The organism is Ruegeria sp. YS9, assembly GCF_024628725.1.
GTDB classification, from domain to species: Bacteria; Pseudomonadota; Alphaproteobacteria; order Rhodobacterales; family Rhodobacteraceae; genus Ruegeria; species Ruegeria atlantica_C.
On sequence record NZ_CP102409.1, the window covers coordinates 2,032,230 to 2,057,988 of the forward strand.

Consider the following 25,759-nt stretch of genomic DNA (forward strand, 5'->3'; position numbering starts at 1 on the left):
TCAGCGGCGCTCCAACTCTTGCAGTTTCAGCCCGACCCACCACAGCAGGGCGATCGTGCCAAAGGGAACCAGACACAGCAGGCACCAGTATTTGTTGATCCCGAAGAACGGCAAAATCTTCACCATCGGAATGATGGTCAGCGCAGACAGGATCAACCACCAGATGCCATCCATTATTCTGTCCCCTGTTTCTCATCCCCCGGCAGAATGTAGTTCGCACCCTCCCACGGGGACATGAAATCGAACTGACGGTATTCCTGCACCAGGCTGACGGGTTCGTAGACCACGCGTTTCTGCGCCTCGTCATAGCGGACCTCGGTATAACCTGTAGTCGGGAAATCCTTGCGCAGCGGATACCCGCGGAACCCATAGTCGGTCAGGATGCGCCGCAGGTCCGGGTGGCCCGAGAACAGGATGCCGAACATGTCGAACACCTCACGCTCGAACCAGTTGGCCGAGGGGTGCACGTCAACGATCGACGGTACCATGTCTTCTTCACGGATCGAGACCCGCAGCCGGATACGCTGGTTCTGGTACATCGACAGGAAGTGATACACCACATCGAACCGTTTGGCGCGTTCGGGGTAATCCACGCCGGTGATATCCACCAGCGTCGAAAACTGGCAGCTGCGATCAGATTTCAGGAATTCGACGAATTCCACAAGATTCGACGGAGCCACGTCCACGTTCAGTTCGCCGTGGGTCACGTCCCATGACAGGACGCAATCAGTCCGTTTCAGCTCCAACTGCGTGCCGAGTTCCTTGAGTTCTTCGCTCATCAGATCTCTCCTCAGCGGACAATTGTGCCGGTACGGCGGATTTTGCGTTGCAACTGCATCAGCCCGTAAAGCAATGCCTCAGCAGTCGGAGGGCAGCCGGGCACGTAGATGTCCACCGGAACAACCCGGTCACAGCCACGTACGACGGAATAGGAATAGTGGTAATACCCACCGCCATTCGCGCAGGACCCCATCGAGATCACATAGCGCGGCTCGGGCATCTGATCATACACCTTCCGCAACGCCGGGGCCATCTTGTTGGTCAGTGTTCCCGCCACGATCATCACATCAGACTGGCGCGGGGACGCCCGGGGTGCGATGCCGAACCGTTCCGCATCATAACGTGGCATCGAGGTGTGCATCATTTCGACCGCGCAGCAGGCCAGGCCAAAAGTCATCCAGTGCAACGAACCGGTACGGGCCCAGTTGATGATGTCTTCGGTCGAGGTCAGCAGAAAACCTTTGTCCTGCAACTCGGCGTTCAGGGCCTGGGTGGCGACCTCCTTGTCGACACCGGCAGTGTTGGCACCCGTCATCACTCCCATTCCAAGGCCCCTTTCTTCCATTCATAGGCAAAGCCGATGGTCAGAACGCCCAGGAACACCATCATGGACCAGAACCCGACATCGCTGATGTCCTTGAAGCCCACGGCCCAGGGAAACAGGAAGGCAATTTCAAGATCGAAGATGATGAATAGAATCGAGACCAGATAGAATCGGACGTCGAATTTCATCCGCGCATCGTCGAAGGCATTGAAACCACATTCATATGCGCTGACCTTTTCGGGGTCGGGATTGCGGACGGCCAGTACGACGGCGGCCAGGATCAAGACGATCCCAAGGCCCACGGCAACGGCCAGAAACACCAGAATCGGGAGGTACTCCCGCAGCAGGTCTTCCACGAATAGCTCCTTTCCTGCGCACGCATCTTGTCGGGTGCGCCGTCAATTGGCGTGTTGACTGGACATTCTCTATCCCTGCGGGGTCAGAGGGTCAACCGAACACAGCCCCCTTCGCGATCAAACCTGCGCTTGACAGCGCGGCATAGAATCGCAGCACCGGCGTTTGGCATTGGCGTGGCGGACCCTGGTAAAACCTACTTATTCCATGCAGGTTTTCGTTTTTCAAAAAACGCCGCGATCCCTTCGCGTGCCTCTTGCGTTTCCCAGCGTTCGACCAGTTCGCCTATGGTCTGATCGATCGCGGCATCGTCGATGCGCGGACCCAGAGCGCGTACCAGCGCCTTGGCAGAGGCAACCGCCCCGGGCGCGCAAGACAAATAGGGGCGAATTTCGTCCTCAACCGCGTCCAAAAGCCGATCTGCCGAAACGGTTTTCGCCAGCAGGCCCAGATCAACGGCCTCGGACGCATCGAACAAACGGGCAGACATGAACACCCGGCGCGCGCGGGCTTCGCCCATGCGGGCGATGACATAGGGGCCAATTGTTGCAGGGATCAGCCCCAGGCGCGTTTCGGTCAGCCCCATCTTCAGACTGTCGACCCCGATCGCCACATCGCACACGGCCGCCATGCCTACCCCGCCCCCAAAGGCATTGCCCTGCAACGCCCCGATCAGGGGCTTTGGCATCGTGTTCAGAGCCTGCAACATCTCGGCCAGCTTGCGCGCCTCGACAAAACGCGTTTTTTTGTCGGCCGCCATCTGGTCCTGCATCCACCCCAGATCGCCGCCGGCACAGAACGTCTTGCCCGCTGCGGCCAGAACGACCGCCCGGACCGCGTCATCCTGACCAAGTTGCGATGCGGCCTCGGTCAATTCCGTGATCATCTGCCCCGACATGGCATTGTGTTTTTCCGGCCGGTTCAGGGTGAGCGTCGCGACACCACGCATATCCGTCGAGATCGTGATCGTTTCAAACATGTCAGCCCCTCAAAGCCCTGGCCATCTGCGCGGCCTCTTCAATGACGTCGATATCCAGCCCGGTTTCGTATCCCAGCCGCTGCAAATGTGCCGCAACGTCCTCGGTGGCCACGTTTCCGGCCGCACCCGGTGCGTAGGGGCAACCGCCCAACCCGCCCACGGCCGCGTCGAACACCCGCACGCCCAGCGCCAATGCCGCATCGATGTTGTCGATCGCGCGCCCGTTGGTGTCATGGAAATGCCCCGCCAGCCGCGTCACCGGAACCCTTTCGCGCACCGCCAGAAGCATATGCGCGACCTTGTCCGGAGTTCCCTGCCCAATCGTGTCGCCCAGCGAAACCTCGTAACAGCCCAGCGCAAAAAGCCGATCAGCAACCTCAGCCACTTTTTCCGGCGGCGTCGGACCGTCGTATGGGCAATCCGTCACGCATGAGACATAGCCACGAACCGGCAGGTCGATATGGCGCGCCGCCTCCAGAATCGGCGTGAACCGCTCGATCGACTCGGCGATGGAGGCATTGATATTGGCTTTCGAGAATCCTTCGGAGGCCGAGGCGAACACGGCAATCTCGTCCGCCTTGGCCGCCAGCGCGTCACCATAGCCATGCATGTTCGGCGTCAGCGCGGCATAGCGCACCCCATCCACTCGGGTGATTCCGCCCAGCACCTGAGCCGATCCCGCCATCTGCGGCACCCATTTCGGGGACACGAAGCTTGCAACTTCGATCCGGCGAAACCCCGCACGGCTGAGACAGTCGATCAAGGCGATCTTGTCCGCGACCGGTATTTCGCGCTTTTCGTTTTGCAGCCCGTCGCGCGGCCCGACCTCGTAGATTTCGACCAGCTCACCCATGTCCGCCCCTCTTCTGGATTGTTGTCGTTTCAAGCAAAGATCGTCTGACCTTGGCACGCCGCGTTGCGCGGGTACAGGTCAAGCTTCTTCCTCCAACCTCACCAGGGCAGCCCCGGCTTCGACCTGCGAACCATCCTCGACCAGCACTTCGGCAACGATCCCGTCCCGCGCCGCAAGCAGCGAATGCTCCATCTTCATCGCTTCCAAAATGGCCAGACGATCGCCTTTCTGCACGGTTTGTCCCGCTGTGGCAAAGACGGCCTTGACCAGACCGGGCATAGGCGCCTCGATCACATTGGTGTCGCCGGTCGCGCTGGCATCCCGGTCCAGCGGGTCGATGACGTCGAAGCTCTGACCGTAATCGGTGAAAACCGTCAGGGTCCCGTTATGTGCGGCAACGCGAGGCATCGGCGCGCCGTTCAACTTCCAGCGCCCGGCGGTGCGTTCCGCAACGACGCAGTTTTTGCCAATCTGCCAGACTTGGCGATCCGGCCCGTCGACCTGCACGTCCAGATCCAGCACGTCGTCACGACGGGACAATTGCACGGCGCGATGCAGCGGCGCCCACAGCGAAAACCCGGTTTCCGGATCGACATCCACCAGGTCCAGTGCCGTCATCGCCGCCGCAACCGCGGTAACATCCGACGGCTCGGCTTCCTGTACCAACGTTTCAAGGTCCCGCCCGATCAGACCCGTATCGACATCGCCCGAGGCAAATCCTTTGTGACGCGTCAACGCACCGAGAAAAGCCAGATTGGTAACGGTACCCGCAACTTCAGTCTGTTGCAGCACCCGGTTCAACGTCTCAAGTGCAACGGCACGTGTCGAACCATGCACCACCACCTTGGCGATCATGGGGTCGTACCACGGGCTGATCGTGTCCCCGGCGCGAACGCCGCTATCGGCGCGACAATTGGCTGGGAAAACCAGATGAGTCAGCGTTCCCGTCGCGGGCAGGAACCCTTTCGGAACGTCCTCGGCGTAAAGCCGGGCCTCAAACGCATGGCCCGAGATCGCAAGATCATCCTGCTTCTTGGGAAGGCTCTCGCCTGCGGCCACGCGAAGCTGCCACTCGACCAGATCGATCCCCGTGATGGCCTCTGTCACCGGGTGCTCCACCTGAAGGCGCGTGTTCATTTCCATGAACCAGAACCTGTCGGGGCGCAGCCCGTCAGAGGCATCGACGATGAACTCGACCGTGCCCGCGCCCTTATAGCCGATCGCCTCGGCGGCGCGCACGCCGGCCTGACCCATGGCCTCGCGCATCTCAGACGTCATGCCCGGGGCGGGGGCTTCTTCGATCACCTTCTGATGGCGGCGCTGCAACGAGCAGTCGCGTTCGAACAGATGCACGGCATGAGTACCATCGCCGAACACCTGCACTTCGATATGGCGGGGTTTGGCCACGAATTTTTCGACCAGTACGGCATCATTGCCGAAGGCGGTCCGGGCCTCGCCCCGCGCGCTGTCGAGCGCGGTCGCGAAATCCTCAGGGCGTTCAACAAGGCGCATCCCCTTGCCGCCGCCGCCCGCAACGGCCTTGATCAGAACCGGATAGCCGATCGCATCCGCCGCACCGGCCAGATGCTCGGGGTCCTGATTGTCGCCGTGATAGCCGGGTACGACCGGAACGCCGGCCTTCTCCATCAGAACCTTGGCCGCGTCCTTGAGGCCCATCTTGCGGATCGCATCCGCCGAAGGGCCGATGAACGTGAGCCCCGCCGCCTGCACGGCATCCACGAAATCGGGGTTCTCGGACAGAAAGCCATACCCCGGATGGATCGCCTGTGCACCGGTATCCAGCGCGGCCTGAATGATGACGTCGCCCTTCAGATAACTGTCCGCCGGGGCGGGGCCGCCAATATGAACCGCCTCGTCCGCCATTTGTACATGCTTTGCCGCCGCGTCCGCATCGGAATAGACAGCAACGCAGGACACGCCCATCTTCTGAGCTGTCTCCATCACCCGGCAGGCGATCTCGCCCCGGTTGGCAATCAGGATTTTGTTGAACATGTCTTTCACCCTTCCACTGCCAGATCTTCGACGAGACGGAACCGTTCGCACACGAGTTTCATCTCAGGATCAAAGCCGCCGTTTCGTTGGAAATAACGGCGATGATCTTCCCGCCATCCTTCAAGCGTTTCATTCTCACCTTCAGCCAAAGCGAATTCCTCGGTCACATCACAATAGCGCTGGATCGAGACACCGACGGTTTCAATGACCAAAGCCGGTGTGTCATCCCAGTTCAGCGCAATATCGCGTCGACCGGGCTTCGGCATTTCAGGGCTGCCGTCCGGATAGTTGCCGAGCGCATCGCAGGTCGCTGTTTTACGGCCAGAACGGACCAAAGCCAGAAGCTCTGCACTCAGCACCGGGTTGTCGCCGAATTTGAAGGTTTGCGCACCTGGATAGCGGGCCATAAGGTCTTTCAAAGTCACGCTCATTTTACATCCTGAACACGCCGAAGCGTGTCTCCTCGATCGGAGCGTTCAGCGCGGCGTTCAACGACAGCGCCAGCACGTCGCGGCTTTTGCGCGGGTCGATGATGCCGTCATCCCACAGTCGCGCCGAGGCATAGAGCGGATGCGACTGTTCCTCGAACATTTCCAGCGTCGGGCGTTTGAACTCGGCCTCTTCTTCGGCGGACCACGTGCCGCCCTGCCGTTCTATCCCGTCGCGTTTGACGGTGGCCAGAACGCCAGCGGCCTGCTCTCCACCCATCACCGAAATCCGCGAGTTCGGCCAGGTCCACAGGAATCGCGGCTGATAGGCGCGACCGGCCATGCCATAGTTTCCGGCCCCGAACGAGCCGCCGACCAGCATGGTGATCTTGGGCACCGAGGTCGTCGCCACCGCCGTCACCATCTTGGCCCCGTGCCGCGCAATACCTTCGTTTTCGTATTTCCTGCCGACCATGAACCCGGTGATGTTTTGCAGGAACACAAGCGGGATTTTGCGTTGCGAACACAGCTCGACGAAATGGGCACCCTTCTGCGCCGCCTCGGAAAACAGCACGCCGTTGTTGGCGATGATCCCAACCGGGCAGCCTTTGACATGGGCAAACCCCGTGACCAGCGTTTCGCCGAAGCGCGGTTTGAATTCGTCGAACCGAGACCCATCGACCAGACGCGCAATCACTTCACGGATGTCATAGGGCGTGCGCAGATCAGCAGGGACAACGCCCAGGATTTCCTCGGGGTCATAGGCCGGATCTTCGGGGCTGGCCCAGTCCACCGTCTGCGGCTTGCGGCGATTGAGTGACCCAACCGCCCGACGGGCCAGAGCCAGCGCGTGCGCATCATCCTCGGCCAGATAGTCGGCGACGCCGGACAGGCGCGTGTGCACATCGCCGCCGCCCAGATCTTCGGCGCTGACGACCTCGCCCGTCGCGGCCTTGACCAGAGGCGGGCCGGCCAGAAAGATCGTGCCCTGTTCCTTGACGATGATCGTCACATCGGACATCGCGGGCACATAAGCCCCACCGGCCGTGCAAGAGCCCATGACCACAGCGATCTGAGGGATACCCTTCGCGCTCATCCGCGCTTGGTTATAGAAGATGCGGCCAAAGTGATCGCGGTCGGGAAAGACCTCATCCTGATTGGGCAGGTTCGCGCCACCGCTGTCGACCAGATAGATGCAGGGCAGATGGTTTTCCTCGGCGATCTCCTGCGCGCGGAGGTGTTTCTTGACCGTCATCGGATAGTAGGTGCCGCCCTTCACGGTGGCGTCGTTACACACCACCATGACCTCACGCCCCTGCACCCGGCCAATCCCCGCGATGACGCCGGCACAAGGCGCGGCATCGCCATACATCCCATGCGCCGCCGTCGCCCCGACTTCGAGGAACGGAGACCCCGGATCCAGCAGGTTCGCCACCCGCCGCCGGGGCAACATCTTGCCACGGGATTCATGCCGCGCGCGGGATTTCTCGCCACCGCCCATGCGGGCGGCTTCGGCAGCCGCAGAGATTTGCGCCAGCGCGTCGAGATGGGCGGTGCGGTTTTGTTTGAAGCCCTCGGAGGCGGGCAAAGCTTTGGATGTGAGTTTCATTCTTCGTCTGATCCTCTAGGCGCATTTGACAATCGTTCAAGATCTCTGGCGGCGCTCCATCGCACTATGATATTGAAAGTTTCACACATAAATTCTGTCATTTGAGAACAGTCTGGATCGAATTCGTCATTTCTGAATTTCTCCAAACGACGCGGGTAAGACCATTTCTCAAAGCCGCTCAAACCTGCCACTTGATCAGGCAAGCCCTCTGCGATTTCTTTGGTTTTTGCCAGAAGATGAGCGTTCAATTTCTCAATACAAACGCGCCTTTCCACGGGCGGATGTCCAAGTTCGCAGTAGTCATATGCCGAAGACATACATCGAGTATCCATTTCGTTAGCTATGAGGGTGCCGGACAGCGCTGTGCAACCGTCAAACCAAGTAGGGACATCCAGCGTTTCTATCGTTTCCTCAGCAGCTAGCGGAGCGGTAGCACCAAAGGTCAATACACACAGTGTCAGCAGTCGCTTCATTCATGTACCTCCCCCGCCGCCCGCACCTTCAATTCCTTCCGGATCACCTTCCCCGTCACCGTCATCGGCAGCTCCTCCAGAAACGCCACCTCGCGCGGATAGGAATACTGCGCCAGACGGTCCTTGACCCACTCCTGCAACTCGGCACCCGTGGCCTCGGCCCCCGGTTTCAACACCACATAAGCTTTCACGATCTCGGTCCGCAGCTTGTCAGGCTTGCCGACCACGCCAACCGTCGCCACCGCCGGATGGGTCAGCAGGCAGTCCTCAATCTCGGCCGGGCCGATCCGGTATCCGGCGGAGGTAATCACGTCATCATCCCGACCGACAAAGCGCAGATAGTCGCCCTCCCACACGCCGCGGTCTCCGGTGATCAGCCAGTCGCCCCGGAACTTCTCGGCCGTCGCTTGCGGATTGTTCCAGTATTCCAGCAGCATCGAAGCCGAACCGCGCCGGATGGCGACATCGCCTTCCTCGCTGGTCGGGTTGCCGTTGTCGTCGATCACTGCAACCTCATGCCCCGGCACCGGTTTCCCAATGCATCCGGGTTGAACGGGGAAATCCTCGGCGCAGGAGGATACGACCATGTTGCATTCGGTCTGACCGTAGAATTCGTTGATCGTCAGACCAAACGCACATTGGCCCCAGGCCAGCATCTCGGCCCCCAGCGGCTCGCCGCCGGACGCCACCGAGCGCAGCCCGGGGATCGCCTGATCCGAAGCCTTGAGCATCCGCAGCGCTGTTGGTGGGAAGAAGACATTCCGCACCCCGCCCCGCGCAATGATCTCGGCGCAGGCTTCGGGAGAGAACTTCTCAAGCCGTGCCGCGACAACCGGGATGCCCAGCGCAAGGCCAGGCATCAGCACATCGAACAACCCACCGATCCACGCCCAATCCGCCGGGGTCCACAGGCAGTCTCCGTCGCGCAGGTGATTGTGGCTGATCGAGACGCCCGGAAAATGCCCGGTCAGAACCCGGTGCCCGTGCAGTGCGCCTTTCGGGCTGCCGGTTGTACCAGAGGTGTAGATCAATACGGCAGGATCCTCGGGCCCGGTCGCGGCATAGGGCAGCGCAGGACCCGCCACGCCAATTTCGGATGCGATCAGAGGTTCAGCCAGATCGCCCAGCAAATCCACCCCTTCGGCATCGGTCAGCACAATCTGAACGCCTGCATCGCCCGCCCGCGATCGCAGCGCATCCTGCTTGAACAACTTGAACAAGGGCACCGAAATCGCGCCGATCTTCCAGATCGCCAAATGAGCTGCCGCACACCAGGGAGACTGGCTCAGCAGCACTCCGACCCGATCACCGGGCTGGACGCGGGCCAGCAGGGCGCGGGCGATCCCATCAGCCATCTGTGCCAGTTGCCCATAGGTTATCAGCCGCCGCCCTGATCCGGTCAGATCAACAAGCGCCACCTGTTCACCCGGATGGTTCAGACATTGCTGCGCCATGTTCAGCCGGTCCGGTATGTCCCAGCCTCGTCCTGAGCGCAAACCCGGTATGCGCTCAGCGTGCAGCAACGCGAATTCCCCTTGTTTTTCTGATGCTTCGCGACCTGACCTTGGGCGGACACATCACGCAAACTTGATGCAGATCAGAGTGGCCGGACACCGCCTTTGCAAAACCAAGAGCATCAACATAACCAAAGGCAAGAATATGACAAAGAAACTCGCCGCTTTGACACTGTCTACCGCGTTGGTCGCACTGGCGGCTCCGGCTTTGGCCCAGTCGCAAGGGGATTGGACGCTGGGTATCGGTGTTGGCTATCTGGATCCGAAATCCGACAACGGTACGCTGGCCGGTGCGGCAGCGACGATCGACGCGGACACCCGCCCGATCTTCACTGCTGAATACTTTATTCGCGACAACCTGGGTATCGAGCTTCTGGCAGCGACCCCGTTCAAACACACCGTTTCCCTTGGCGGTACGGACGCGGCCACGGTCAAGCACCTGCCGCCCACCCTGTCGCTGAACTATCACTTCCCGACCAACAGCGCCTGGAAACCCTATGTCGGCGCCGGTCTCAACTATACGATCTTCTTCGACGAGCAATCGCCCCTGGGCAATATCAAGGTCGATGACTCCTTCGGCGTCTCGTTGCAGGCCGGTCTGGATTACATGGTCACCGACAACGGGGCGATCCGCCTGAACGTGCGCTGGTTCGACATTGACTCGGACGTCTCGCTCAACGGCGCCCCCATCGGCACCGCGGAAATCGATCCCTGGCTGGTCGGTGTTTCCTACGTCCATCGGTTCTGATCCCGTTTCCAAAACGCCCTGCGGTTTCCTCGTCCGCAGGGCGTTCTTTCTTTCAGAGCATTTCATTCATCATTTCGCGGCCGATCAGCATCCGGCGAATCTCGCTGGTGCCTGCGCCGATTTCCATCAACTTGGCATCCCGGAAAATCCGGCTGACCGGCGCATCCGACAGGAAGCCCGCCCCGCCCAGCGCCTGAACCGCCTGATGGGCCTGAACCATCGCCTGTTCCGACGCGTAAAGGCAGCACGCCGCCGCATCCTGCCGGGTCACGTCACCGCGGTCACAGGCTTTGGCGACTTCATAGACATAGGCCCGCGCCGAGTTCATCGCGGTGTACATGTCGGCAATCTTGCCCTGCATCAACTGAAAGCTACCGATGGGTTTGCCGAACTGCTTGCGCTCGGCCACATAAGGCATCACTTCGTCCAGACAGGCGGCCATGATGCCGGTCCCGATGCCTGCCAGTACGACACGTTCATAATCCAGCCCGGACATGAGCACGGCAACACCCTTGCCCTCTTCGCCCAACACGTTCTCGAACGGCACCTCGACGTCTTCAAAGATAAGCTCAGCCGTGTTCGACCCGCGCATACCCAACTTGTCGAAATGGGGCGAGGTCGAAAAACCCTTCATCTCTTTTTCGATCAGGAATGCGGTAATGCCCTTCGATCCGGCATCGGGGTCCGTCTTGGCATAAACCACCAGAGTATCCGCGTCCGGCCCGTTGGTGATCCAGTATTTATTGCCGTTCAAGCGGTAATGATCGTTCCGCTTTTCGGCGCGCAGTTTCATCGACACCACATCCGAGCCGGCCGAGGGCTCTGACATGGCCAGCGCCCCTACATGCTCACCGGAAACCAGGCGCGGCAGGTATTTCTGCTTCTGCTCTTCATTGCCGTTCAACTTGATCTGGTTCACGCACAGGTTGGAATGCGCCCCGTATGACAAGGAAACCGAGGCCGACGCACGCGCAACCTCTTCCACGGCGATCGTATGCGCCAGATAAGACATGCCTGCACCGCCGTACTCTTCCGGCACGGTGACACCCAACAGACCAAGCTCTCCCATTTCTTTCCACAGCTCGTTCGGAAAGGCATTCGTGGCGTCGATCTCGGCCGCCATCGGCTTGACACGCTCCTGCGCCCAGCGATGCACCATCTCGCGCAGGGCATTCACATCCTCACCCAGATCAAACTTCATCGTGGCCATGAACATCTGCGTCTTCCCTCCGCTTTAATGAACAAGTGTTCAATAAATCTCTAGCAGCGAATCTGCTGCCGGTCAATCTTTGTGACAGCGCGTCCGAAACGGAAAACGCCGCCCGAAAAGGGCGGCGTTTCAAAAGATCGAGCGTGCGCCGCAGGCGCACTCCGCTTGGTCAAGACTGATAAACCGCGCTCACTTCGGCCCGGATGATCCGTGCGATCAATCGACAATCCTCCAGGGAAAACGTCAAAGGCACGCGCATATCCATCACGCCGGCCAGAACGCGGTCACTTTCCGGCATCCGCTCGCTGTCGAAATACCGCCAACTGTCATAGCGCGACGTGAAACCTGTCGGTTCGGCACCGCCGAACCACTTCAGCTCAACCCCACGCGCCGCGCAACGGCTGATGACTTCGGCTATCCGTTCAGGCGACCAATCCAGCAGCAGGAACTGGATCGAAGACCCAACATAGGTTTCCGCCTCGGGCCGCTCGACAATCGTCAGACCCGGAGTGCCGCGCAACCCGGTTTCGATCTCGCGATAACGTTCGTTCCACCGGGCCACCTGTCGGTCAAGATCCCGCAATTGCGGGCGCAGGATCGCCGCGCGCAAATTGTCCATCCGGCCCGAGACGTTGGGCGTGGTATATTTGATCCGTTCGAACACGTCCGGCCCCGGCGCCGCAAGATGGCGTTCATACAACATGTAGGATCCCGACAACATCGTGGCCTTGGCCGCCAGTTCCTCGTCATCGGTGACCAGCAAGCCCCCTTCGCCGGAATTGACATGCTTGTAGGTCTGACAGGAATAACACCCGATCGCGCCCTGCCGCCCCGACAACTGACCGCGCCAGGCTGCACCCATCGTGTGTGCGCAATCCTCGATCACGATCACCCCGGCTGCGTCACACATCTGCATCAGCCGGTCCATGTCACACAGATGTCCGCGCATATGGCTGAGCATCAACACACGCGCCTGATCCAGCTTGGCCTCAAGATCATCCAGATCAATGGTCAGGTCTTCCGTCACTCCGACAAAAATTGCCCGCCCTCCGACCGAGGCAATCGACCCCGGGACCGGCGCCAGCGTAAACGCATTTGTCAAAACCGGGTCACCGGGCTGCACGCCAACCGCACGCAGGGCCGTGGCCAGAGCGTAACCGCCAGACGAAACCGCCAGACAGTATTTTGCCCCCATCTGCGCCGCAAATTCCTGCTCCAGCAGGGCTGTTTCCCCCAACTCTCCGGGGACGACATTGTAACGATGCAGACGCCCATGGCGCAGAACGGCCAATGCCGCTTCGATTGCATCTTCCGGAAGGGGTTCCTGCTGCGTAAAGCTGCCAGAGAATATGTCGGTCATGATCTTGTTCTGAGGCTCCGAAAGGGTCCGGTCAAGGTTTCAGGCTGCCGCACCGATCAGATCAGGCACGAGGCCGGGCAAATCATCAAAATGGTGCAGCAGGGCGTCGGGTTCCAAAGCCGCCATGTCATCCCCCGATGGCCCGAAGGTAACCAGCACGGAAGGAACGCCCGCCGCCCTGGCGGTGTTGCGGTCGGTATCCGAATCTCCGACCAGCACGCACCAGTCCGGATCGCCCCCGGCTCGACGCGCAGCTTCCCGCAGCGGCGCCGGGTCCGGTTTGCGTACCGGCAGCGTATCGGCCCCGACCAAAGATGCAAAACGGTCCCGCACCCCCATGCGCGTCAGCAACAATTCGGCCAGATGTTCCGGTTTGTTCGTGCAAATGCCCACACCGTAACCCGCGTCACTCAGCATCTCGACCGCCTGTAGTGCACCGGGGTAGAAACTGGTGTGGGTGTCGATGTCCCGAGCATAAGCTTCAAGCAGAACCGGATAGTAGGCCTGGACCGTATCCTCGTCATAGGCCCCGACACGTTTCAACCCGTGGGTCAGCATCATGCGTCCGCCTCGCAGCGCTATACCTGAATCTGCACCGTGGACCAGGACATCCCCGTGCCCCATCTCGCGGAAACAATGGTTCGCGGCAGCCAGCAAATCGCCGGATGTATCCGCCAAAGTACCATCCAGATCGAAGATGACGGTGCGCATTTCGCCCCCTTGCTCGGCAGGTTTTCGCCGTGTCCTGTTTCAATCGGCAATCTTGTTTGATGGCCGAACGGCTTGCGCCTTTGACCTCAGCGGATAAAACGGACGGCAACAAAACACAAAGAGAAAACGATTTCATGAGCAATGCCCTTGTCATCCTTGCCGCCGGAAAAGGCACCAGGATGAATTCGGATCTTCCCAAAGTCCTGCATCCCATCGCTCAGGTTCCGATGCTGATCCATGCGATGCGCGCCGGATCTGTCCTGTCGCCCGAACGTACTGTGATCGTTACCGGCCACGGGTCCGAAGCTGTGGCAAAGGCCGCAATGGCCGAGGATGAAGATGTGCAAATCGCCGTTCAGGAAGACCAGTTGGGTACGGCCCATGCGGTCGCCCAGGCCCGGAACGCATTGAACGGCTTCGATGGCGATGTGGTTGTTCTTTACGGCGACACCCCGTTCTTGCAGCCCGACACGCTGGAAAGGATGATCGAGGCGCGGTCCGGGAATGACTTGGTCATTCTTGGCTTTGAAGCGGTCGACCCTGCCCGTTATGGCCGGCTGGTCATGAATGGCGATGTGCTGGAACGCATTGTCGAGTTCAAAGATGCGTCAGATGAAGAACGATCCATAACTTTCTGCAATTCAGGGCTTTTGGCCTGCAATGCGCAGTTGCTGTTTTCGTTGATCGACGAGGTCGGAAACGACAACGCTGCGGGCGAGTACTATCTGACCGACGTGGTTGAAATTGCGCGCCGCCGTGGGCTGAACGTGACCGCTGTCGCGTGCGACGAGGCGCAGACGCTGGGCGTGAACTCTCGCGCTGATCTGGCCGCCGCAGATGCCGTGTTTCAGGCGCGCGCGCGAGCTGAGCTTCTTGACCTGGGCGTCACATTGATGGCCCCAGAGACGGTGTACCTGGCTGCGGATACGGTGGTCGGGCGCGATACGGTGATCGAACCGAATGTGGTGTTCGGACCGGGCGTCACGGTTGAAAGCGGCTCGATGATCCGGGCCTTTTCGCATCTTGAGGGCTGCCATGTCAGCCGGGGCGCTGTCGTCGGCCCCTACGCGCGCCTGCGCCCCGGCGCCGAACTCGCTGAAAACACGCGGGTCGGCAATTTCGTCGAGATCAAGAATGCCGAAATCGCCGAAGGCGCGAAGGTCAATCACCTCAGCTATATCGGAGACGCTTCGGTTGGCGCTGCGACCAACATCGGCGCAGGGACGATCACCTGCAACTATGACGGCGTGATGAAGCATAAAACCACGATTGGTGCGAACGTCTTTGTCGGCTCGAACACCATGCTGGTGGCCCCGGTCACTGTGGGCGACGGCGCGATGACCGCGACGGGCACCGTCGTGACCAGGGATGTGGACCCCGAGGCATTGGCCGTGGCCCGCGCCAAGCAGGAAAACAAGCCCGGATATGCGCGTAAATTGTTTGACATGTTGAAGGCGAAGAAGGCTCGCCGCGATAAAAAGGCCTGAGATATGTGTGGAATAGTAGGTGTTTTGGGGCAGCACGAGGCCGCCCCCATTCTGGTAGAAGCCCTGAAACGGCTGGAATATCGCGGCTATGACAGCGCCGGGATTGCAACCGTCAACGACGGCGCATTGGGCCGGCGGCGCGCGGTTGGCAAGCTGGTCAATCTCAGCGACCTTCTGGTGCATGATCCTCTTCCCGGAAAATCCGGCATTGGCCACACCCGCTGGGCCACACATGGTGCCCCATCGGTCAACAATGCACATCCGCACAAGGCGGGTCCTGTGGCCGTCGTTCATAACGGCATCGTCGAAAACTATCGCGACCTGAGGGCCGAACTGGCCGAACATGGTGTTGATTTCCAGACCGAAACCGACACGGAAACGGTTGCCCTCATGACGGAACACCACCTGAACTCGGGCCTGTCCCCGGTTGAGGCCGCGTTCAGGACGATCGACCAGTTGGAAGGCGCGTTTGCACTGGCCTTTCTGTTCGACGGAGAGGACGACCTGATCGTGGCGGCCCGCAAGGGATCACCACTGGCCATCGGCCATGGGGATGGTGAGATGTATGTGGGCTCTGACGCCATCGCCCTGGCCCCGCTGACCAACCAGATCACATATCTGGAAGAAGGCGACCGCGCGGTTCTGACCCGGACGTCACTTGAAATCCGCAACGAGGCCGGTGAGTTGGCAAACCGGGAAAAGCGCAAGATCAAACTGGATCACGCACGCGCGGACAAGGGCGAGCACAAGCATTTCATGGCCAAGGAAATCGCTGAACAGCCCATTGTCGTGGCAGAGGCGATCCGGTCCTACCTGCCCACGGGCGGCGACCGCGTGGTCCTGCCGGACACGGATCTGGATTTCAGCAAACTGGACCGTCTGACCATGGTGGCCTGCGGCACCGCGTTTTACGCTTGCCTGACCGCGAAATACTGGTTCGAGCAACTGGCGAAGATGCCCGTTGAAGTCGATATCGCCAGCGAGTTCCGCTATCGCGAACCGCCGATCACCGACCGAACACTGGCGCTGTTCGTCAGCCAGTCGGGCGAAACCGCCGACACGCTGGCCGCGTTGCGCTATTGCGAGGGCAAGGCAGACAAGATCGTTTCGGTCGTCAACGTGCCCGAAAGCTCGATTGCACGGGAAAGCGATATCGCCTTGCCGATCCATGCCGGTGTCGAAATCGGTGTCGCCTCGACCAAGGCCTTCACCTGCCAGTTGAGCGTGCTGCTGATGCTGGCGCTCAAGGCTGCCGCAGACCGGGGCACGCTGACGGATGAGGACATCGCCGATCATGCCGCCGCGCTGCGTGGGTTGCCGACCGTGCTGAACGCGGCACTCGATCAGAACCGGGCGATCCGCAAGGCCGCCCAACGCCTGTCCGAGGCGCGCGACGTCCTGTTTCTGGGCCGTGGTCTGATGTATCCGCTGGCAATGGAAGGCGCGCTGAAGCTGAAGGAAATCAGCTATATCCACGCTGAAGGATACGCGTCGGGAGAGTTGAAACACGGCCCCATCGCCCTGATCGACAAGCATATGCCTGTGGTCGTCATGGCCCCGCGTGACACGGTTTTCGACAAGACCGTCTCGAACATGCAGGAAGTGATGGCGCGCAAGGGCAAAGTGATCCTTGTCTCTGATGATGATGGCATTGACGAGGCCGGCGACGGTGTCTGGAGCAGCATCCGCATGCCACATGTTCACACCAGCCTTGCACCGATCCTCTACTCGATTCCCGCGCAATTGCTGGCCTATCACACGGCTGTTGCCAAGGGCACGGATGTGGATCAGCCGCGCAATCTGGCAAAGTCGGTCACGGTGGAGTGATTTATGGCCAAGCAGTTCCCGCAGCTTAATGAAGCGCATCAAAGGTTCATCGAAGACCAGCATATGTTCTTCGTCGGCACCGCCGGGGCCGAAGGTCGGGTCAATATTTCCCCCAAGGGAATGGATTCGCTGCGGGTACTGGGGCCGAACCGCATCGTCTGGATGAACCTGACCGGCAGTGGCAATGAAACGGCGGGGCATCTTTTGCAGGTCAACAGGATGACGCTGATGTGGTGTTCCTTCACCACACGTCCGATGATCCTGCGCACCTATGGCACGGCACGTTGCCTGCATGTCGGGGATGATGGATGGAACGACCTTGCCGGCCTGTTCCCAAATCACCGAAGCGCACGGCAAATCTATGACCAGTCGATCGACATGGTGCAGACCTCTTGCGGCTATGCCGTGCCTTTCATGGAATTCCAATCCGACCGCGACACGATGCAGAAATGGGTGGATGGAAAATCAGACGAGGAAATCCGTACCTACTGGGTGGAAAGGAACGGCCAAACGATTGATGGAAAGCCAACCGGCGTACCAAAGTGAGCCCGATGCTGAGTGGATATCTCGATCAAATCAAAGCGCATGGTGACCCCGAGCGGGCGACCCAGATGGCCAGTTACCACAAGGCGGATCGCATCTATCTGGGCGTCGCGAACCCGGTTCTCAACGACCTGACCAAGGCGTGGCGGAAAGAACTGGACGTGCCGGCGCGGGTCGAATTGGCGGACGGGCTATGGCAAAGCAACATCCACGAGGGGCGACTTGCTGCATCCAAACTCTTGACTCAGGCACGCATCCGACCGGATGCGGCGGTTTGGAATTTGCTTCAAAGCTGGCTGCCGGAATTCGATGCCTGGGCCGTTGCGGATCACGCGTGCATGGCGATGCAAAAGCGACTTTCAGCAGATCCTGACCGACTGGATCAGGTAGAGCATTGGACCCGGTCCGATCACATGTGGACCCGGCGCGCAGCCTTGGTCGCAACCCTGCCCTGGACCAAACAGAACCACCCCAAGCCTGACGACCTGCGCCGCCGTGACCGCATCCTTGGCTGGGCTGCCGGATATGTTCCGGACCGCAACTGGTTCATTCAGAAATCCATCGCCTGGTGGCTCCGCGAACTGTCCAAACATGACCCGGAACGCGTGATCGCCTTTCTGAAACAGCACGGTGATGCCATGAAGCCATTTGCCCGCCGCGAGGCAGGCAAATACCTGAAAAATCAGTCCATATAGACCTCAAGCTCGACAAGTTCGTCGAGGGGCACCAGCAGGGCCCTCATGGCGTCCAGAGACAAGCGACTGCCGCTGCTGTCCGGACCGGAAACCGGGACCAATGTGATATAGGCCTGCGCCCCGGTTCGCGGCACGACGACACGCGCCGTAACTTCGCTGTCCACCAGCGGAGTCTGCATCCAGCGCCCCGGAGAGGTCGGATCCCCGAGCCCGGCGATGGTGGTTTTCGCCCCAACCCAGTTCGGGCGCGCGGAAACCGGTTCGGGTTGCAGAACCTCTTCGGCAACTGCGGTGCCAGTTTCCGCGTCAGGCACCGTCTGGACGGGCGTGTCGCCCCCGCCGAACACTCGGTCAGTCGTTGACTGCACGGCGTCGCATCCGGCCGTCATTGCGCATGTCAAAACAAGTATTTTCTTCATGCCGGAAACCTACAGCCCCGCGCCCACCTGTTCCAGCGCAAAGCACAGTTCGCCCTTGTCGCGGCCATGTTCCAGCTTTACCTATTACATCATGACAGCTCCGCTTATCGACCCGTTTGCCCGCGCCATCACGTATCTCCGCGTCTCCGTCACGGACCGCTGCGACTTCCGCTGCGTGTATTGCATGTCCGAGAACATGACCTTTCTGCCCAAAAAAGACCTGCTGACATTGGAGGAACTGGACCGGATGTGTTCGACCTTCGTCAGGATGGGGGTCGAAAAGCTGCGCATTACGGGTGGTGAGCCGTTGGTGCGTCGCAACATCATGACTTTCTTCAACTCGATGACACGCCACCTGGACAGCGGTGCATTGAAGGAACTGACGCTGACAACCAATGGGTCGCAACTGCACCGATTTTCCGATGATCTGTATGCGGCCGGTGTGCGCCGGGTGAATGTCTCGCTGGACACTCTGGATGATGACAAGTTCGCCAAGGTCACACGCTGGGGGCGCCTGAAACAGGTTTTGAACGGAATTGACGCCGCGCAAAAGGCTGGACTGCGGATCAAGATCAACGCCGTCGCCCTGAAAGGGTTCAATGAACCCGAACTTCCGAAAATCACGGAATGGTGCGCCCAGCGGGATATGGATCTGACCTGGATCGAAGTCATGCCGATGGGTGATATCGGCAACGAAGACCGCCTGGATCAGTACTGGTCGCTCAAAGACGTGCGGAAAGAATACGAAAACCACTATTCGGTCACCGATCTCGCCGAACGCAGCGGTGGCCCGGCCCGTTACGTGCGGCTCGAGGAAACCGGCCAGAAAATAGGCTTCATAACGCCGCTGTCGCACAATTTCTGTGAAAGCTGCAACAGGGTCCGGCTGACCTGCACGGGCGAACTTTACATGTGCCTGGGTCAGGAAGACATGGCCGACCTGCGCGGCGCCCTGCGCGATCATCCCGATACCGAACAGCCGCTTGAAGACGCGATCCGGTCCGCCATAAATCTCAAGCCCAAAGGGCATGACTTCGACTATTCCCGCCAAGCCGTCGATGGCCGGATGAGCCGTCACATGAGTCACACAGGCGGCTGATATGCCGGATCACGACAGCCGCCCCACGGCGTTGTACCATGCGTACTGCGCCCTCACGTCTCTTGCCGCGCCCCTGGTATGGCGGGTCGTGCGGAACAAGCTGCGGGCAGCAAACGTACCTGTCAAGCGACAACAAGAACGCCTTGGCCATGCCAGCCTGCCCAGGCCAAATGGGCGTTTGATCTGGTTCCATGCCGCCAGCGTCGGCGAAAGCCTTTCGGTCCTCAGCCTGATCAGACGGCTCGCAGACCGCCTGCCCGAAGCCGAGTTTCTGATCACCTCCGGCACCCCGACCTCAGCGGCTTTGATCGAAAAACGCCTGCCGCCCCGCACACGGCATCAATACCCGCCGCTTGACACGGCAGGTCCGGTCCGACGCTTTCTGAACCATTGGCAACCAGAAGGCGGGGTTTTCGTCGAAAGCGAAATCTGGCCCCGATTGATCGTCGAAAGCGCCAAACGGGGCATTCAGCTGGCCCTTCTGAATGCACGACTGTCGGACAAGTCTGTTGCCGGTTGGAAAAAACGCCCCGAAACGGCGCGGTTCATTCTGAACAAATTCAACTTGTTCCTGACGCAGAACGACAAAACCGCAGCCAACCTGACAGCCATGGGTGCCCCTGCCGGCCGCGTCCGGCCCGGCACCAATCTCAAGGCCATGTCAGACCCCCTTCCCATAGACCACGGCACGCTGGATGACATCGGTTCTCAGATTTCTGGCAGACCTGTGTGGATCGCCAGTTCAACCCATGCCGGTGAAGAGGAAACCGTTCTGGCCGCGCACCAATCACTTCTGGAACGCTGGCCCGATCTGCTGCTGTTGCTGATCCCGCGCCACCCCGAGCGACGCGGCGATATCGCCAAACTACTGGAAGCCTCCGATCTCAACGCCGCGTTCCGATCCGAAACTTCCCCTATCAAAACCGAAACCCAGGTATATGTCGCAGATACATTGGGCGAGACCGGCACATGGTACGCGCTGTGTCCCATCGTGTTCCTGGGCGGCTCCCTGAAAGACATCGGCGGTCACAACCCATTCGAACCGGCACAGGCCGGAGCCGCCGTGATTACCGGCCCCGGATACTTCAATTTTGCAGAAACATTCGCACCGCTGATCAAAACCGGTGGCGCCATCGAGGTTCGAACCGAAAAGGATCTCTCTGCGGCGGTCGAGCATTGGCTTTCAGACGACCAAGCCCTGACCCAGGCCCGCAACGCCGCCCAATCCTGCGTCAAGACCCAAAGCAACGCGCTGGACTCCGTCGTGGAAACACTGTGCAGCTCGCTCAACCTGACTTGAAAGTGCAGGATCCCTCTTCATCTGGCCGAAAATACCCCGGGGGTGTGGGGGCAGAGCCCCCACTCGTCCGATCAGGCCGCCGGCATCCGCTGCTCAACGATCTCTGCCCACCAGCTGCAACCGGCGGGAATCGCCTCATCGTTGAAGTTGTACTCCGGGTGGTGAACCATGGCCGTATCGCCGTTACCCACTAGAATATAGGCCCCGGGACGTTCCTCCAGCATGAAGGCAAAGTCCTCGCCTCCCATGACCAAAGGCGCATCGTCGCAATCGCCGGATACCGACCGGGCAACAGCTGCGGCGAACTCGGTCTGTTCTTCACTGTTCACCATCACCGGGTACCCGCGGATGTAGGTCACGTTTGCCGTGCCTCCGAACGTGGCCGCGATTCCATTGCAGATCTCATTGATCCGCTTTTCGGCCAGATCCCGCATGTCCTTGCTCATGGTGCGTACGGTTCCTTTGATCTGAACGGTTTGCGGGATCACGTTGAACGCTTTCGACGAGGTCTCGAACGACGTCACCGACACCACGACCTGATCGATCGGATCGGCATTGCGCGAGGAAATGGTCTGAAGCGCCAACACCGCCTGCGCAGCCAGAACCGTGGTATCCACTGTTTCATGCGGCTTGGCCGCATGACCACCTCGCCCTTCAAAAGTGATGTCGAACTGATCGGTTGCGGCAAAGAAGGAACCGGGACGGATGGCGAACTTGCCCACAGGTTGTCCCGGCCAGTTGTGCATGCCGTAGACTTCCTGAATATTCCAGCGGTCCATCATGCCATCTTCACACATTTCACGACCACCGCCGCCGCCCTCTTCGGCAGGCTGGAAGATCACAACGACCGTGCCATCGAAGTTTCGGGTTTCCGACAGGTATTTCGCAGCACCCAAAAGCATCGCCGTGTGGCCATCATGGCCGCAGGCATGCATCGCGCCCGGTGTTTTCGAGGCATAGTCCAATCCCGTCGCCTCATGAATCGGCAACGCGTCCATATCCGCCCGCAGACCGATCACCTTGCCGCTGCTGTCCGATTTGCCCTTGATCACGCCAACAACGCCGGTGCGCCCGATGCCGGTGACGACCTCATCGCAACCGAACTCCTGCAATTTCTCGGCCACCATTGCGCTGGTGCGGTGCGTTTCGAACAGGATTTCCGGGTTTTCGTGCAGATCCCGTCGCCAGGCGGTGATCTCATCCTGCAACTCGGCAAAGCGGTTTTTGACTGGCATGTCTTCTCTCTCCTAATTCAGTTCAAGCCGCCGGCATTCGGCGCTCGACCATTTCTGCAAACCATGAGCATCCGATCGGGATGATCTCGTCGTTGAAGTTGTATTCAGGGTGGTGCAACCCGGCGCTGTCACCGTTGCCCAGAACGATGAAGGCTCCGGGCCGTTCCTCCAGCATGAACGAGAAATCCTCACCCCCCATGACCATCGGCGCCTCGATGCAGCTGCCCCCGACCGAAACCGCGGCTTCTGCCGCATATCCCGTTTGAGTTTCGGCGTTGATCGTCACCGGAACGCCACGCGTGTAATTGACGTTCACGGAACCACCGAATGTTCCAGCAATCCCTTCGGCGACCTCTTTGAGGCGCTGTTCGATCAGATCACGCATCTGGTTGGAATGGGTCCGGACCGTGCCGCGTATCCGCGCCGATTGCGGGATCACGTTGAACGCTGTCGAAGACGTCTCAACGGACGTCACCGACAGCACGGCTTGCAGGATCGGATCCGCATTGCGCGACACGATCGTTTGAAATGCCACGATCATTTGCGACAGCATCACCGTCGTATCGACCGTCTCATGGGGTTTCGCAGCGTGACCTCCGCGCCCTTCAAGATGGATGTCAAATTCGTCCGCCGCAGCCAGCAATGGGCCCGAACGGATCGCGAACTGCCCGGTGGGCAGGCCCGGTACGTTGTGCATCGCATAGACTTCCTGAATGCCGAACCGATCCATCAGACCGTCCTTGCACATGGCCTCGGCACCATTCCCGCCCTCTTCGGCGGGCTGAAAGATAACGATTGCGGTGCCATCGAAATTGCGCGTCTCAGACAGGTATTTTGCCGCTCCCAAAACCATGGCGGTATGCCCGTCATGCCCGCAGGCATGCATCGCGCCAGGTGTCTTCGAGGCATAGTCCAGCCCGGTCTGTTCCTGCATCGGCAGGGCATCCATGTCGGCACGCAGGCCAATCACGCGGCCCTGCGTGTCGCTTTTGCCGCGAATGACCCCGACCACTCCGGTGCGACCGATGCCTGTCACGACCTCATCACAGCCGAATTCCTTCAGCTTTTCCGCCACCAGCGCGCTGGTGCGGTGCGTGTCGTACAGAATTTCCGGGTGTTGGTGAATGTCACGCCGCCAGCCTGTGATCTCTTCGTGCATCTCTGCAAGGCGGTTCTTGATCGGCATGGCACTCTCCCTGATTTATGCGACCGGCAATCGTCGTTCCACAATCTCGGCAAACCAACTGCAACCGGCGGGAATCGCGTCGTCGTCAAAGTTGTATTCCGGGTGATGGCACATGGCCGTGTCCCCGTTCCCGATAAAGATGTAAGCTCCGGGCCGTTCTTCAAGCATGTAGGCAAAATCTTCCGAGGGCATGATCGGATCAGTGCCGTCGTTGACCCTGCCCGCCACAGCCTCGGCCGCCTCGGCAGCGTACGCCGTCTCAGCCTCGGAGTTGACCGTAACCGGATAGCCGGGCGTCCAGACGACATCCGCCTTTGCGCCGAAGGCCGAGGCCGTATCCTCGGCGATCCTGCGCACGCGCTCTTCTGCAATCGCGCGGTATTCTGGGTCGAGTGTCCGGACGGTCCCCTGCAAACGGACGGTATGCGCGATCACGTTCGACGCGACGCTGTCCGTTTCGAACGTGCCCACAGTCAGCACCACGCGTTTGATCGGATCGACGTTGCGCGACACGACGGATTGCAACGACACAACGATATGCGAGGCTACCAGCGTGGTGTCTACCGCGTCATGCGGTGCAGCCGCGTGTCCGCCCTTGCCGGTGATCGTGATCTCGAATTCATCAGATGAGGCCAGCAATGCGCCGGGTCGGATCGCGAATTCGCCCACCGGCAAGCCCGGCATGTTGTGCATGCCATAGACCTCATCAATGCCCCAGCGGTCCATCAGACCATCCTGACACATGGCCAAGCCACCCGCGCCGCCTTCTTCTGCCGGCTGGAAAATCAGAACCACGGTGCCATCGAAGTTTCGCGTTTCGGCCAAGTACTGGGCGGCCCCAAGCAGCATCGAGGTATGCCCGTCATGCCCGCAGGCGTGCATCTTGCCCGAAACGGTCGACGCATAATCCAACCCCGTCGCCTCTTCGATCGGCAATGCGTCCATATCTGCACGAAGTCCGATCACGCGCCCGGTCGTATCCTGCCGCCCCCGGATAACGGCCACGACACCGGTCTTGCCAATTCCCGGAGTGATCTCATCAACACCAAACTCCTTGAGGCGCTCGACAACGAAAGCAGCGGTTTCGTGCACGTCATACATCAATTCAGGATGCGCATGCAGATGGCGGCGCCACGCGGCAATATCGCCGTGCATTTCCGCAAGTCTGTTTTTGACAGGCATCTCAAGACCTTCCTCTGAACAATTGATGCTGTGTTGAATGCTACTCTGCGCCGAGCTTTTCAACCAGTCGTTGCATAAACTTGTGCCCCGCATCGAACTGCGCGATTGATATAAACTCGTTCGGCTGATGCGCCTGCGCGATATCGCCGGGACCGCAGATCACGGCTGAATACCCGGCCTCCTGAAACTGCCCCGCCTCGGTCCCGTAGCTGACAACGTGGCTTGCGTTGTCCCCGGTCAGGGCGCGCACCAAAGCTTCGGCTTCTCCGTCCTGTTCAGGCACCAGCCCCGGGATCGCGAAATGCTCAGACAGTTCGATACGCGCATCGGGGTGAACGGCCTGCATACGTGCTTCGACCTGGCGAACCTGTTCGATATAGGCCTCGCGCCATTCAGCCTGCGTTTCGTCCGGCACCGTGCGGAAATCCATCATGAACTTGCAGTCTTTGGCAGTGATGTTGTGGGCTGTCCCGCCTTCGATCATGCCGACATGACAGGTGGTCCACGGCGGGTCAAAAACAGCCGCGATTTCGCTCGGCTCAGCGGCCATGCTCTCGGCATTTCTATGATTTGCCCAATCGATCAAAGGCGCCGCCGCCATGATCGCATTCACGCCGGTATGCATGATCGAGCTGTGCACTTCGAACCCGACAATATGTGTATCAATGCCGAACCCGCCCTTGTGCCCCGTCACCGCCTGCATCATCGACGGCTCACCCACGATCACTGCCGATCCCTTGGGCAAAACCTGTTGAATTGCCTCAATCATGGGCGGCGCACCGGTGCATCCGACCTCTTCGTCAAAACTGAGCGCAAGTTGCAGCGGCCGCTTTATTTCAGCGTAATGCGCTTCGACCAGGGCCCAGATCGCCAGGGCGTCAAACCCCTTCATGTCGCAGGTGCCGCGACCGAAGTATTTGCCGTCCTTCTCGGTCACCGTGAAAGGATCGGTATCCCACGGCTGACCGTCCACCGGCACGACATCCGTGTGGCCAGATAAAACCACCGCGCCTTCTTCCAGCGGACCCACATGCGCAAAGATCGCGGCCTTGTGCGGTTGATCCGGGTCCGGCCACCGATGGGGCGCGATTCCATGACCTTGCAGGTATTCCTCGACCCAATCCACCAGCGGCAGATTGGTGTCGCGGCTTACGGTCGGAAATGAGATCAGCTTTGTCATGATCTCAAGCGGCGTCAGGCGTTTCGCCAT

26 protein-coding genes are annotated in these 25,759 nt (G+C 60.0%); 7 read left to right on the forward strand and 19 right to left on the reverse strand.

Features of this window, described 5'->3' with window-relative positions:
* From NOR97_RS10350 to NOR97_RS10400, 11 genes are all read right to left on the reverse strand, one after another.
* On the reverse strand, positions 1-174 hold the full coding sequence (locus NOR97_RS10350; protein ID WP_209504452.1) for a hypothetical protein: 174 nt from the start codon (positions 172-174) through the stop codon (positions 1-3).
* Positions 174-779 (reverse strand): NADH-quinone oxidoreductase subunit C, encoded by a 606-nt coding sequence (locus NOR97_RS10355; RefSeq protein WP_170343779.1) that lies wholly within the window; start codon positions 777-779, stop codon positions 174-176. Before NOR97_RS10355 ends, NOR97_RS10350 begins: the two co-directional genes overlap by 1 nt.
* Positions 780-790: 11 nt before the next feature.
* A complete protein-coding gene (locus NOR97_RS10360) occupies positions 791-1,324 on the reverse strand; it encodes an NADH-quinone oxidoreductase subunit B family protein (protein ID WP_010442777.1) in 534 nt (177 codons plus the stop codon).
* Positions 1,315-1,680, reverse strand: a complete 366-nt coding sequence (locus NOR97_RS10365) for an NADH-quinone oxidoreductase subunit A (RefSeq protein ID WP_050602775.1) — start codon at positions 1,678-1,680, stop codon at positions 1,315-1,317. Before NOR97_RS10365 ends, NOR97_RS10360 begins: the two co-directional genes overlap by 10 nt.
* A 194-nt stretch (positions 1,681-1,874) precedes the next feature.
* Positions 1,875-2,657, reverse strand: coding sequence for a crotonase/enoyl-CoA hydratase family protein (locus NOR97_RS10370; protein ID WP_171167310.1), 783 nt, complete (start codon positions 2,655-2,657; stop codon positions 1,875-1,877).
* Position 2,658: 1 nt separating this feature from the next.
* The gene (locus tag NOR97_RS10375) at positions 2,659-3,510 is read right to left on the reverse strand and encodes a hydroxymethylglutaryl-CoA lyase (protein WP_170343776.1); all 852 of its coding nucleotides are present in this window, start codon (positions 3,508-3,510) and stop codon (positions 2,659-2,661) included.
* 78 nt (positions 3,511-3,588) lie between these two features.
* Entirely contained in the window at positions 3,589-5,523 is a 1,935-nt protein-coding gene (locus NOR97_RS10380) for an acetyl/propionyl/methylcrotonyl-CoA carboxylase subunit alpha (protein ID WP_257599042.1), read from the reverse strand.
* A gap of 5 nt (positions 5,524-5,528) precedes the next feature.
* On the reverse strand, positions 5,529-5,954 hold the full coding sequence (locus NOR97_RS10385; protein ID WP_170343774.1) for an ASCH domain-containing protein: 426 nt from the start codon (positions 5,952-5,954) through the stop codon (positions 5,529-5,531).
* Position 5,955: 1 nt separating this feature from the next.
* Positions 5,956-7,560 (reverse strand): carboxyl transferase domain-containing protein, encoded by a 1,605-nt coding sequence (locus NOR97_RS10390; RefSeq protein WP_257599043.1) that lies wholly within the window; start codon positions 7,558-7,560, stop codon positions 5,956-5,958.
* Positions 7,557-8,033 carry a hypothetical protein gene (locus tag NOR97_RS10395; RefSeq protein ID WP_257599044.1) on the reverse strand — a complete coding sequence of 159 codons (477 nt, stop codon included), beginning with the start codon at positions 8,031-8,033 and terminating at the stop codon, positions 7,557-7,559. Before NOR97_RS10395 ends, NOR97_RS10390 begins: the two co-directional genes overlap by 4 nt.
* Entirely contained in the window at positions 8,030-9,487 is a 1,458-nt protein-coding gene (locus tag NOR97_RS10400) for an AMP-binding protein (protein WP_306976054.1), read from the reverse strand. Before NOR97_RS10400 ends, NOR97_RS10395 begins: the two co-directional genes overlap by 4 nt.
* Before the next feature lie 205 nt (positions 9,488-9,692).
* Here NOR97_RS10400 and NOR97_RS10405 point away from each other — a divergent pair, with 205 nt between their 5' ends.
* A complete protein-coding gene (locus NOR97_RS10405; RefSeq protein ID WP_257599046.1) occupies positions 9,693-10,295 on the forward strand; it encodes an OmpW family protein in 603 nt (200 codons plus the stop codon).
* 52 nt (positions 10,296-10,347) lie between these two features.
* Here the strand turns inward: NOR97_RS10405 and NOR97_RS10410 are convergent, their stop codons facing one another.
* The 3 genes from NOR97_RS10410 to NOR97_RS10420 form a co-directional block, all read right to left on the reverse strand.
* A complete protein-coding gene (locus tag NOR97_RS10410) occupies positions 10,348-11,511 on the reverse strand; it encodes an isovaleryl-CoA dehydrogenase (protein WP_170343769.1) in 1,164 nt (387 codons plus the stop codon).
* Positions 11,512-11,674: 163 nt separating this feature from the next.
* Positions 11,675-12,865 (reverse strand): DegT/DnrJ/EryC1/StrS aminotransferase family protein, encoded by a 1,191-nt coding sequence (locus NOR97_RS10415; protein WP_257599047.1) that lies wholly within the window; start codon positions 12,863-12,865, stop codon positions 11,675-11,677.
* 39 nt (positions 12,866-12,904) lie between these two features.
* Positions 12,905-13,576, reverse strand: a complete 672-nt coding sequence (locus NOR97_RS10420) for an HAD-IA family hydrolase (protein WP_257599048.1) — start codon at positions 13,574-13,576, stop codon at positions 12,905-12,907.
* Positions 13,577-13,710: 134 nt separating this feature from the next.
* Between NOR97_RS10420 and glmU the strand changes: the two genes are divergently transcribed.
* Genes glmU through NOR97_RS10440 form a run of 4 tightly spaced genes read left to right on the forward strand, consistent with a single transcriptional unit; the run spans position 13,711 to position 18,128 of the window.
* Complete coding sequence (gene glmU, locus NOR97_RS10425) at positions 13,711-15,063, forward strand: bifunctional UDP-N-acetylglucosamine diphosphorylase/glucosamine-1-phosphate N-acetyltransferase GlmU (RefSeq protein WP_257599049.1); 1,353 nt, start codon at positions 13,711-13,713, stop codon at positions 15,061-15,063.
* A gap of 3 nt (positions 15,064-15,066) precedes the next feature.
* Positions 15,067-16,890: a glutamine--fructose-6-phosphate transaminase (isomerizing) gene (gene glmS / locus NOR97_RS10430; RefSeq protein WP_170343765.1), complete on the forward strand. Its 1,824-nt coding sequence runs from the start codon at positions 15,067-15,069 to the stop codon at positions 16,888-16,890.
* A 3-nt stretch (positions 16,891-16,893) separates the two neighbouring features.
* Positions 16,894-17,436 carry a pyridoxamine 5'-phosphate oxidase family protein gene (locus tag NOR97_RS10435; RefSeq protein WP_257599050.1) on the forward strand — a complete coding sequence of 181 codons (543 nt, stop codon included), beginning with the start codon at positions 16,894-16,896 and terminating at the stop codon, positions 17,434-17,436.
* Positions 17,437-17,441: 5 nt separating this feature from the next.
* Entirely contained in the window at positions 17,442-18,128 is a 687-nt protein-coding gene (locus NOR97_RS10440) for a DNA alkylation repair protein (RefSeq protein WP_257599051.1), read from the forward strand.
* On the opposite strand, the gene NOR97_RS10445 is transcribed toward NOR97_RS10440, so the two are convergent.
* Positions 18,116-18,547 (reverse strand): hypothetical protein, encoded by a 432-nt coding sequence (locus NOR97_RS10445; protein ID WP_257599052.1) that lies wholly within the window; start codon positions 18,545-18,547, stop codon positions 18,116-18,118. The two genes, NOR97_RS10440 and NOR97_RS10445, sit on opposite strands and share 13 nt — an antisense overlap.
* 91 nt (positions 18,548-18,638) lie before the next feature.
* Here NOR97_RS10445 and moaA point away from each other — a divergent pair, with 91 nt between their 5' ends.
* Together moaA and NOR97_RS10455 are read left to right on the forward strand one after the other, a co-directional pair.
* The gene (gene moaA, locus NOR97_RS10450) at positions 18,639-19,646 is read left to right on the forward strand and encodes a GTP 3',8-cyclase MoaA (protein ID WP_171631101.1); all 1,008 of its coding nucleotides are present in this window, start codon (positions 18,639-18,641) and stop codon (positions 19,644-19,646) included.
* Position 19,647: 1 nt separating this feature from the next.
* Positions 19,648-20,946 (forward strand): 3-deoxy-D-manno-octulosonic acid transferase, encoded by a 1,299-nt coding sequence (locus tag NOR97_RS10455; RefSeq protein ID WP_257599053.1) that lies wholly within the window; start codon positions 19,648-19,650, stop codon positions 20,944-20,946.
* 71 nt (positions 20,947-21,017) lie between these two features.
* Here NOR97_RS10455 and NOR97_RS10460 read toward each other — a convergent pair whose 3' ends face one another.
* Genes NOR97_RS10460 through argE form a run of 4 tightly spaced genes read right to left on the reverse strand, consistent with a single transcriptional unit; the run spans position 21,018 to position 25,759 of the window.
* On the reverse strand, positions 21,018-22,181 hold the full coding sequence (locus NOR97_RS10460; RefSeq protein ID WP_170343760.1) for a M20 aminoacylase family protein: 1,164 nt from the start codon (positions 22,179-22,181) through the stop codon (positions 21,018-21,020).
* Positions 22,182-22,203: 22 nt separating this feature from the next.
* Positions 22,204-23,367 (reverse strand): M20 aminoacylase family protein, encoded by a 1,164-nt coding sequence (locus tag NOR97_RS10465; RefSeq protein ID WP_257599054.1) that lies wholly within the window; start codon positions 23,365-23,367, stop codon positions 22,204-22,206.
* A gap of 15 nt (positions 23,368-23,382) precedes the next feature.
* The gene (locus NOR97_RS10470) at positions 23,383-24,549 is read right to left on the reverse strand and encodes a M20 aminoacylase family protein (RefSeq protein ID WP_257599055.1); all 1,167 of its coding nucleotides are present in this window, start codon (positions 24,547-24,549) and stop codon (positions 23,383-23,385) included.
* A 40-nt stretch (positions 24,550-24,589) separates the two neighbouring features.
* Entirely contained in the window at positions 24,590-25,759 is a 1,170-nt protein-coding gene (argE, locus tag NOR97_RS10475; protein WP_257599056.1) for an acetylornithine deacetylase, read from the reverse strand.

What these genes read in the sequence shown, in the direction of transcription:
- NOR97_RS10350 (WP_209504452.1), bottom strand. Translation starts at nt 174, where the DNA reads ATGGATGGCATCTGGTGGTTGATCCTGTCTGCGCTGACCATCATTCCG.
- NOR97_RS10355 (WP_170343779.1), bottom strand. Translation starts at nt 779, where the DNA reads ATGAGCGAAGAACTCAAGGAACTCGGCACGCAGTTGGAGCTGAAACGG.
- NOR97_RS10360 (WP_010442777.1), bottom strand. Translation starts at nt 1,324, where the DNA reads ATGGGAGTGATGACGGGTGCCAACACTGCCGGTGTCGACAAGGAGGTC.
- NOR97_RS10370 (WP_171167310.1), bottom strand. Translation starts at nt 2,657, where the DNA reads ATGTTTGAAACGATCACGATCTCGACGGATATGCGTGGTGTCGCGACG.
- NOR97_RS10375 (WP_170343776.1), bottom strand. Translation starts at nt 3,510, where the DNA reads ATGGGTGAGCTGGTCGAAATCTACGAGGTCGGGCCGCGCGACGGGCTG.
- NOR97_RS10380 (WP_257599042.1), bottom strand. Translation starts at nt 5,523, where the DNA reads ATGTTCAACAAAATCCTGATTGCCAACCGGGGCGAGATCGCCTGCCGG.
- NOR97_RS10385 (WP_170343774.1), bottom strand. Translation starts at nt 5,954, where the DNA reads ATGAGCGTGACTTTGAAAGACCTTATGGCCCGCTATCCAGGTGCGCAA.
- NOR97_RS10390 (WP_257599043.1), bottom strand. Translation starts at nt 7,560, where the DNA reads ATGAAACTCACATCCAAAGCTTTGCCCGCCTCCGAGGGCTTCAAACAA.
- NOR97_RS10395 (WP_257599044.1), bottom strand. Translation starts at nt 8,033, where the DNA reads ATGAAGCGACTGCTGACACTGTGTGTATTGACCTTTGGTGCTACCGCT.
- NOR97_RS10400 (WP_306976054.1), bottom strand. Translation starts at nt 9,487, where the DNA reads ATGGCGCAGCAATGTCTGAACCATCCGGGTGAACAGGTGGCGCTTGTT.
- NOR97_RS10405 (WP_257599046.1), top strand. Translation starts at nt 9,693, where the DNA reads ATGACAAAGAAACTCGCCGCTTTGACACTGTCTACCGCGTTGGTCGCA.
- NOR97_RS10410 (WP_170343769.1), bottom strand. Translation starts at nt 11,511, where the DNA reads ATGTTCATGGCCACGATGAAGTTTGATCTGGGTGAGGATGTGAATGCC.
- NOR97_RS10415 (WP_257599047.1), bottom strand. Translation starts at nt 12,865, where the DNA reads ATGACCGACATATTCTCTGGCAGCTTTACGCAGCAGGAACCCCTTCCG.
- NOR97_RS10420 (WP_257599048.1), bottom strand. Translation starts at nt 13,576, where the DNA reads ATGCGCACCGTCATCTTCGATCTGGATGGTACTTTGGCGGATACATCC.
- glmU (WP_257599049.1), top strand. Translation starts at nt 13,711, where the DNA reads ATGAGCAATGCCCTTGTCATCCTTGCCGCCGGAAAAGGCACCAGGATG.
- glmS (WP_170343765.1), top strand. Translation starts at nt 15,067, where the DNA reads ATGTGTGGAATAGTAGGTGTTTTGGGGCAGCACGAGGCCGCCCCCATT.
- NOR97_RS10435 (WP_257599050.1), top strand. Translation starts at nt 16,894, where the DNA reads ATGGCCAAGCAGTTCCCGCAGCTTAATGAAGCGCATCAAAGGTTCATC.
- NOR97_RS10440 (WP_257599051.1), top strand. Translation starts at nt 17,442, where the DNA reads ATGCTGAGTGGATATCTCGATCAAATCAAAGCGCATGGTGACCCCGAG.
- NOR97_RS10445 (WP_257599052.1), bottom strand. Translation starts at nt 18,547, where the DNA reads ATGAAGAAAATACTTGTTTTGACATGCGCAATGACGGCCGGATGCGAC.
- moaA (WP_171631101.1), top strand. Translation starts at nt 18,639, where the DNA reads ATGACAGCTCCGCTTATCGACCCGTTTGCCCGCGCCATCACGTATCTC.
- NOR97_RS10455 (WP_257599053.1), top strand. Translation starts at nt 19,648, where the DNA reads ATGCCGGATCACGACAGCCGCCCCACGGCGTTGTACCATGCGTACTGC.
- NOR97_RS10460 (WP_170343760.1), bottom strand. Translation starts at nt 22,181, where the DNA reads ATGCCAGTCAAAAACCGCTTTGCCGAGTTGCAGGATGAGATCACCGCC.
- NOR97_RS10465 (WP_257599054.1), bottom strand. Translation starts at nt 23,367, where the DNA reads ATGCCGATCAAGAACCGCCTTGCAGAGATGCACGAAGAGATCACAGGC.
- NOR97_RS10470 (WP_257599055.1), bottom strand. Translation starts at nt 24,549, where the DNA reads ATGCCTGTCAAAAACAGACTTGCGGAAATGCACGGCGATATTGCCGCG.
- argE (WP_257599056.1), bottom strand. Translation starts at nt 25,759, where the DNA reads ATGGCGAAACGCCTGACGCCGCTTGAGATCATGACAAAGCTGATCTCA.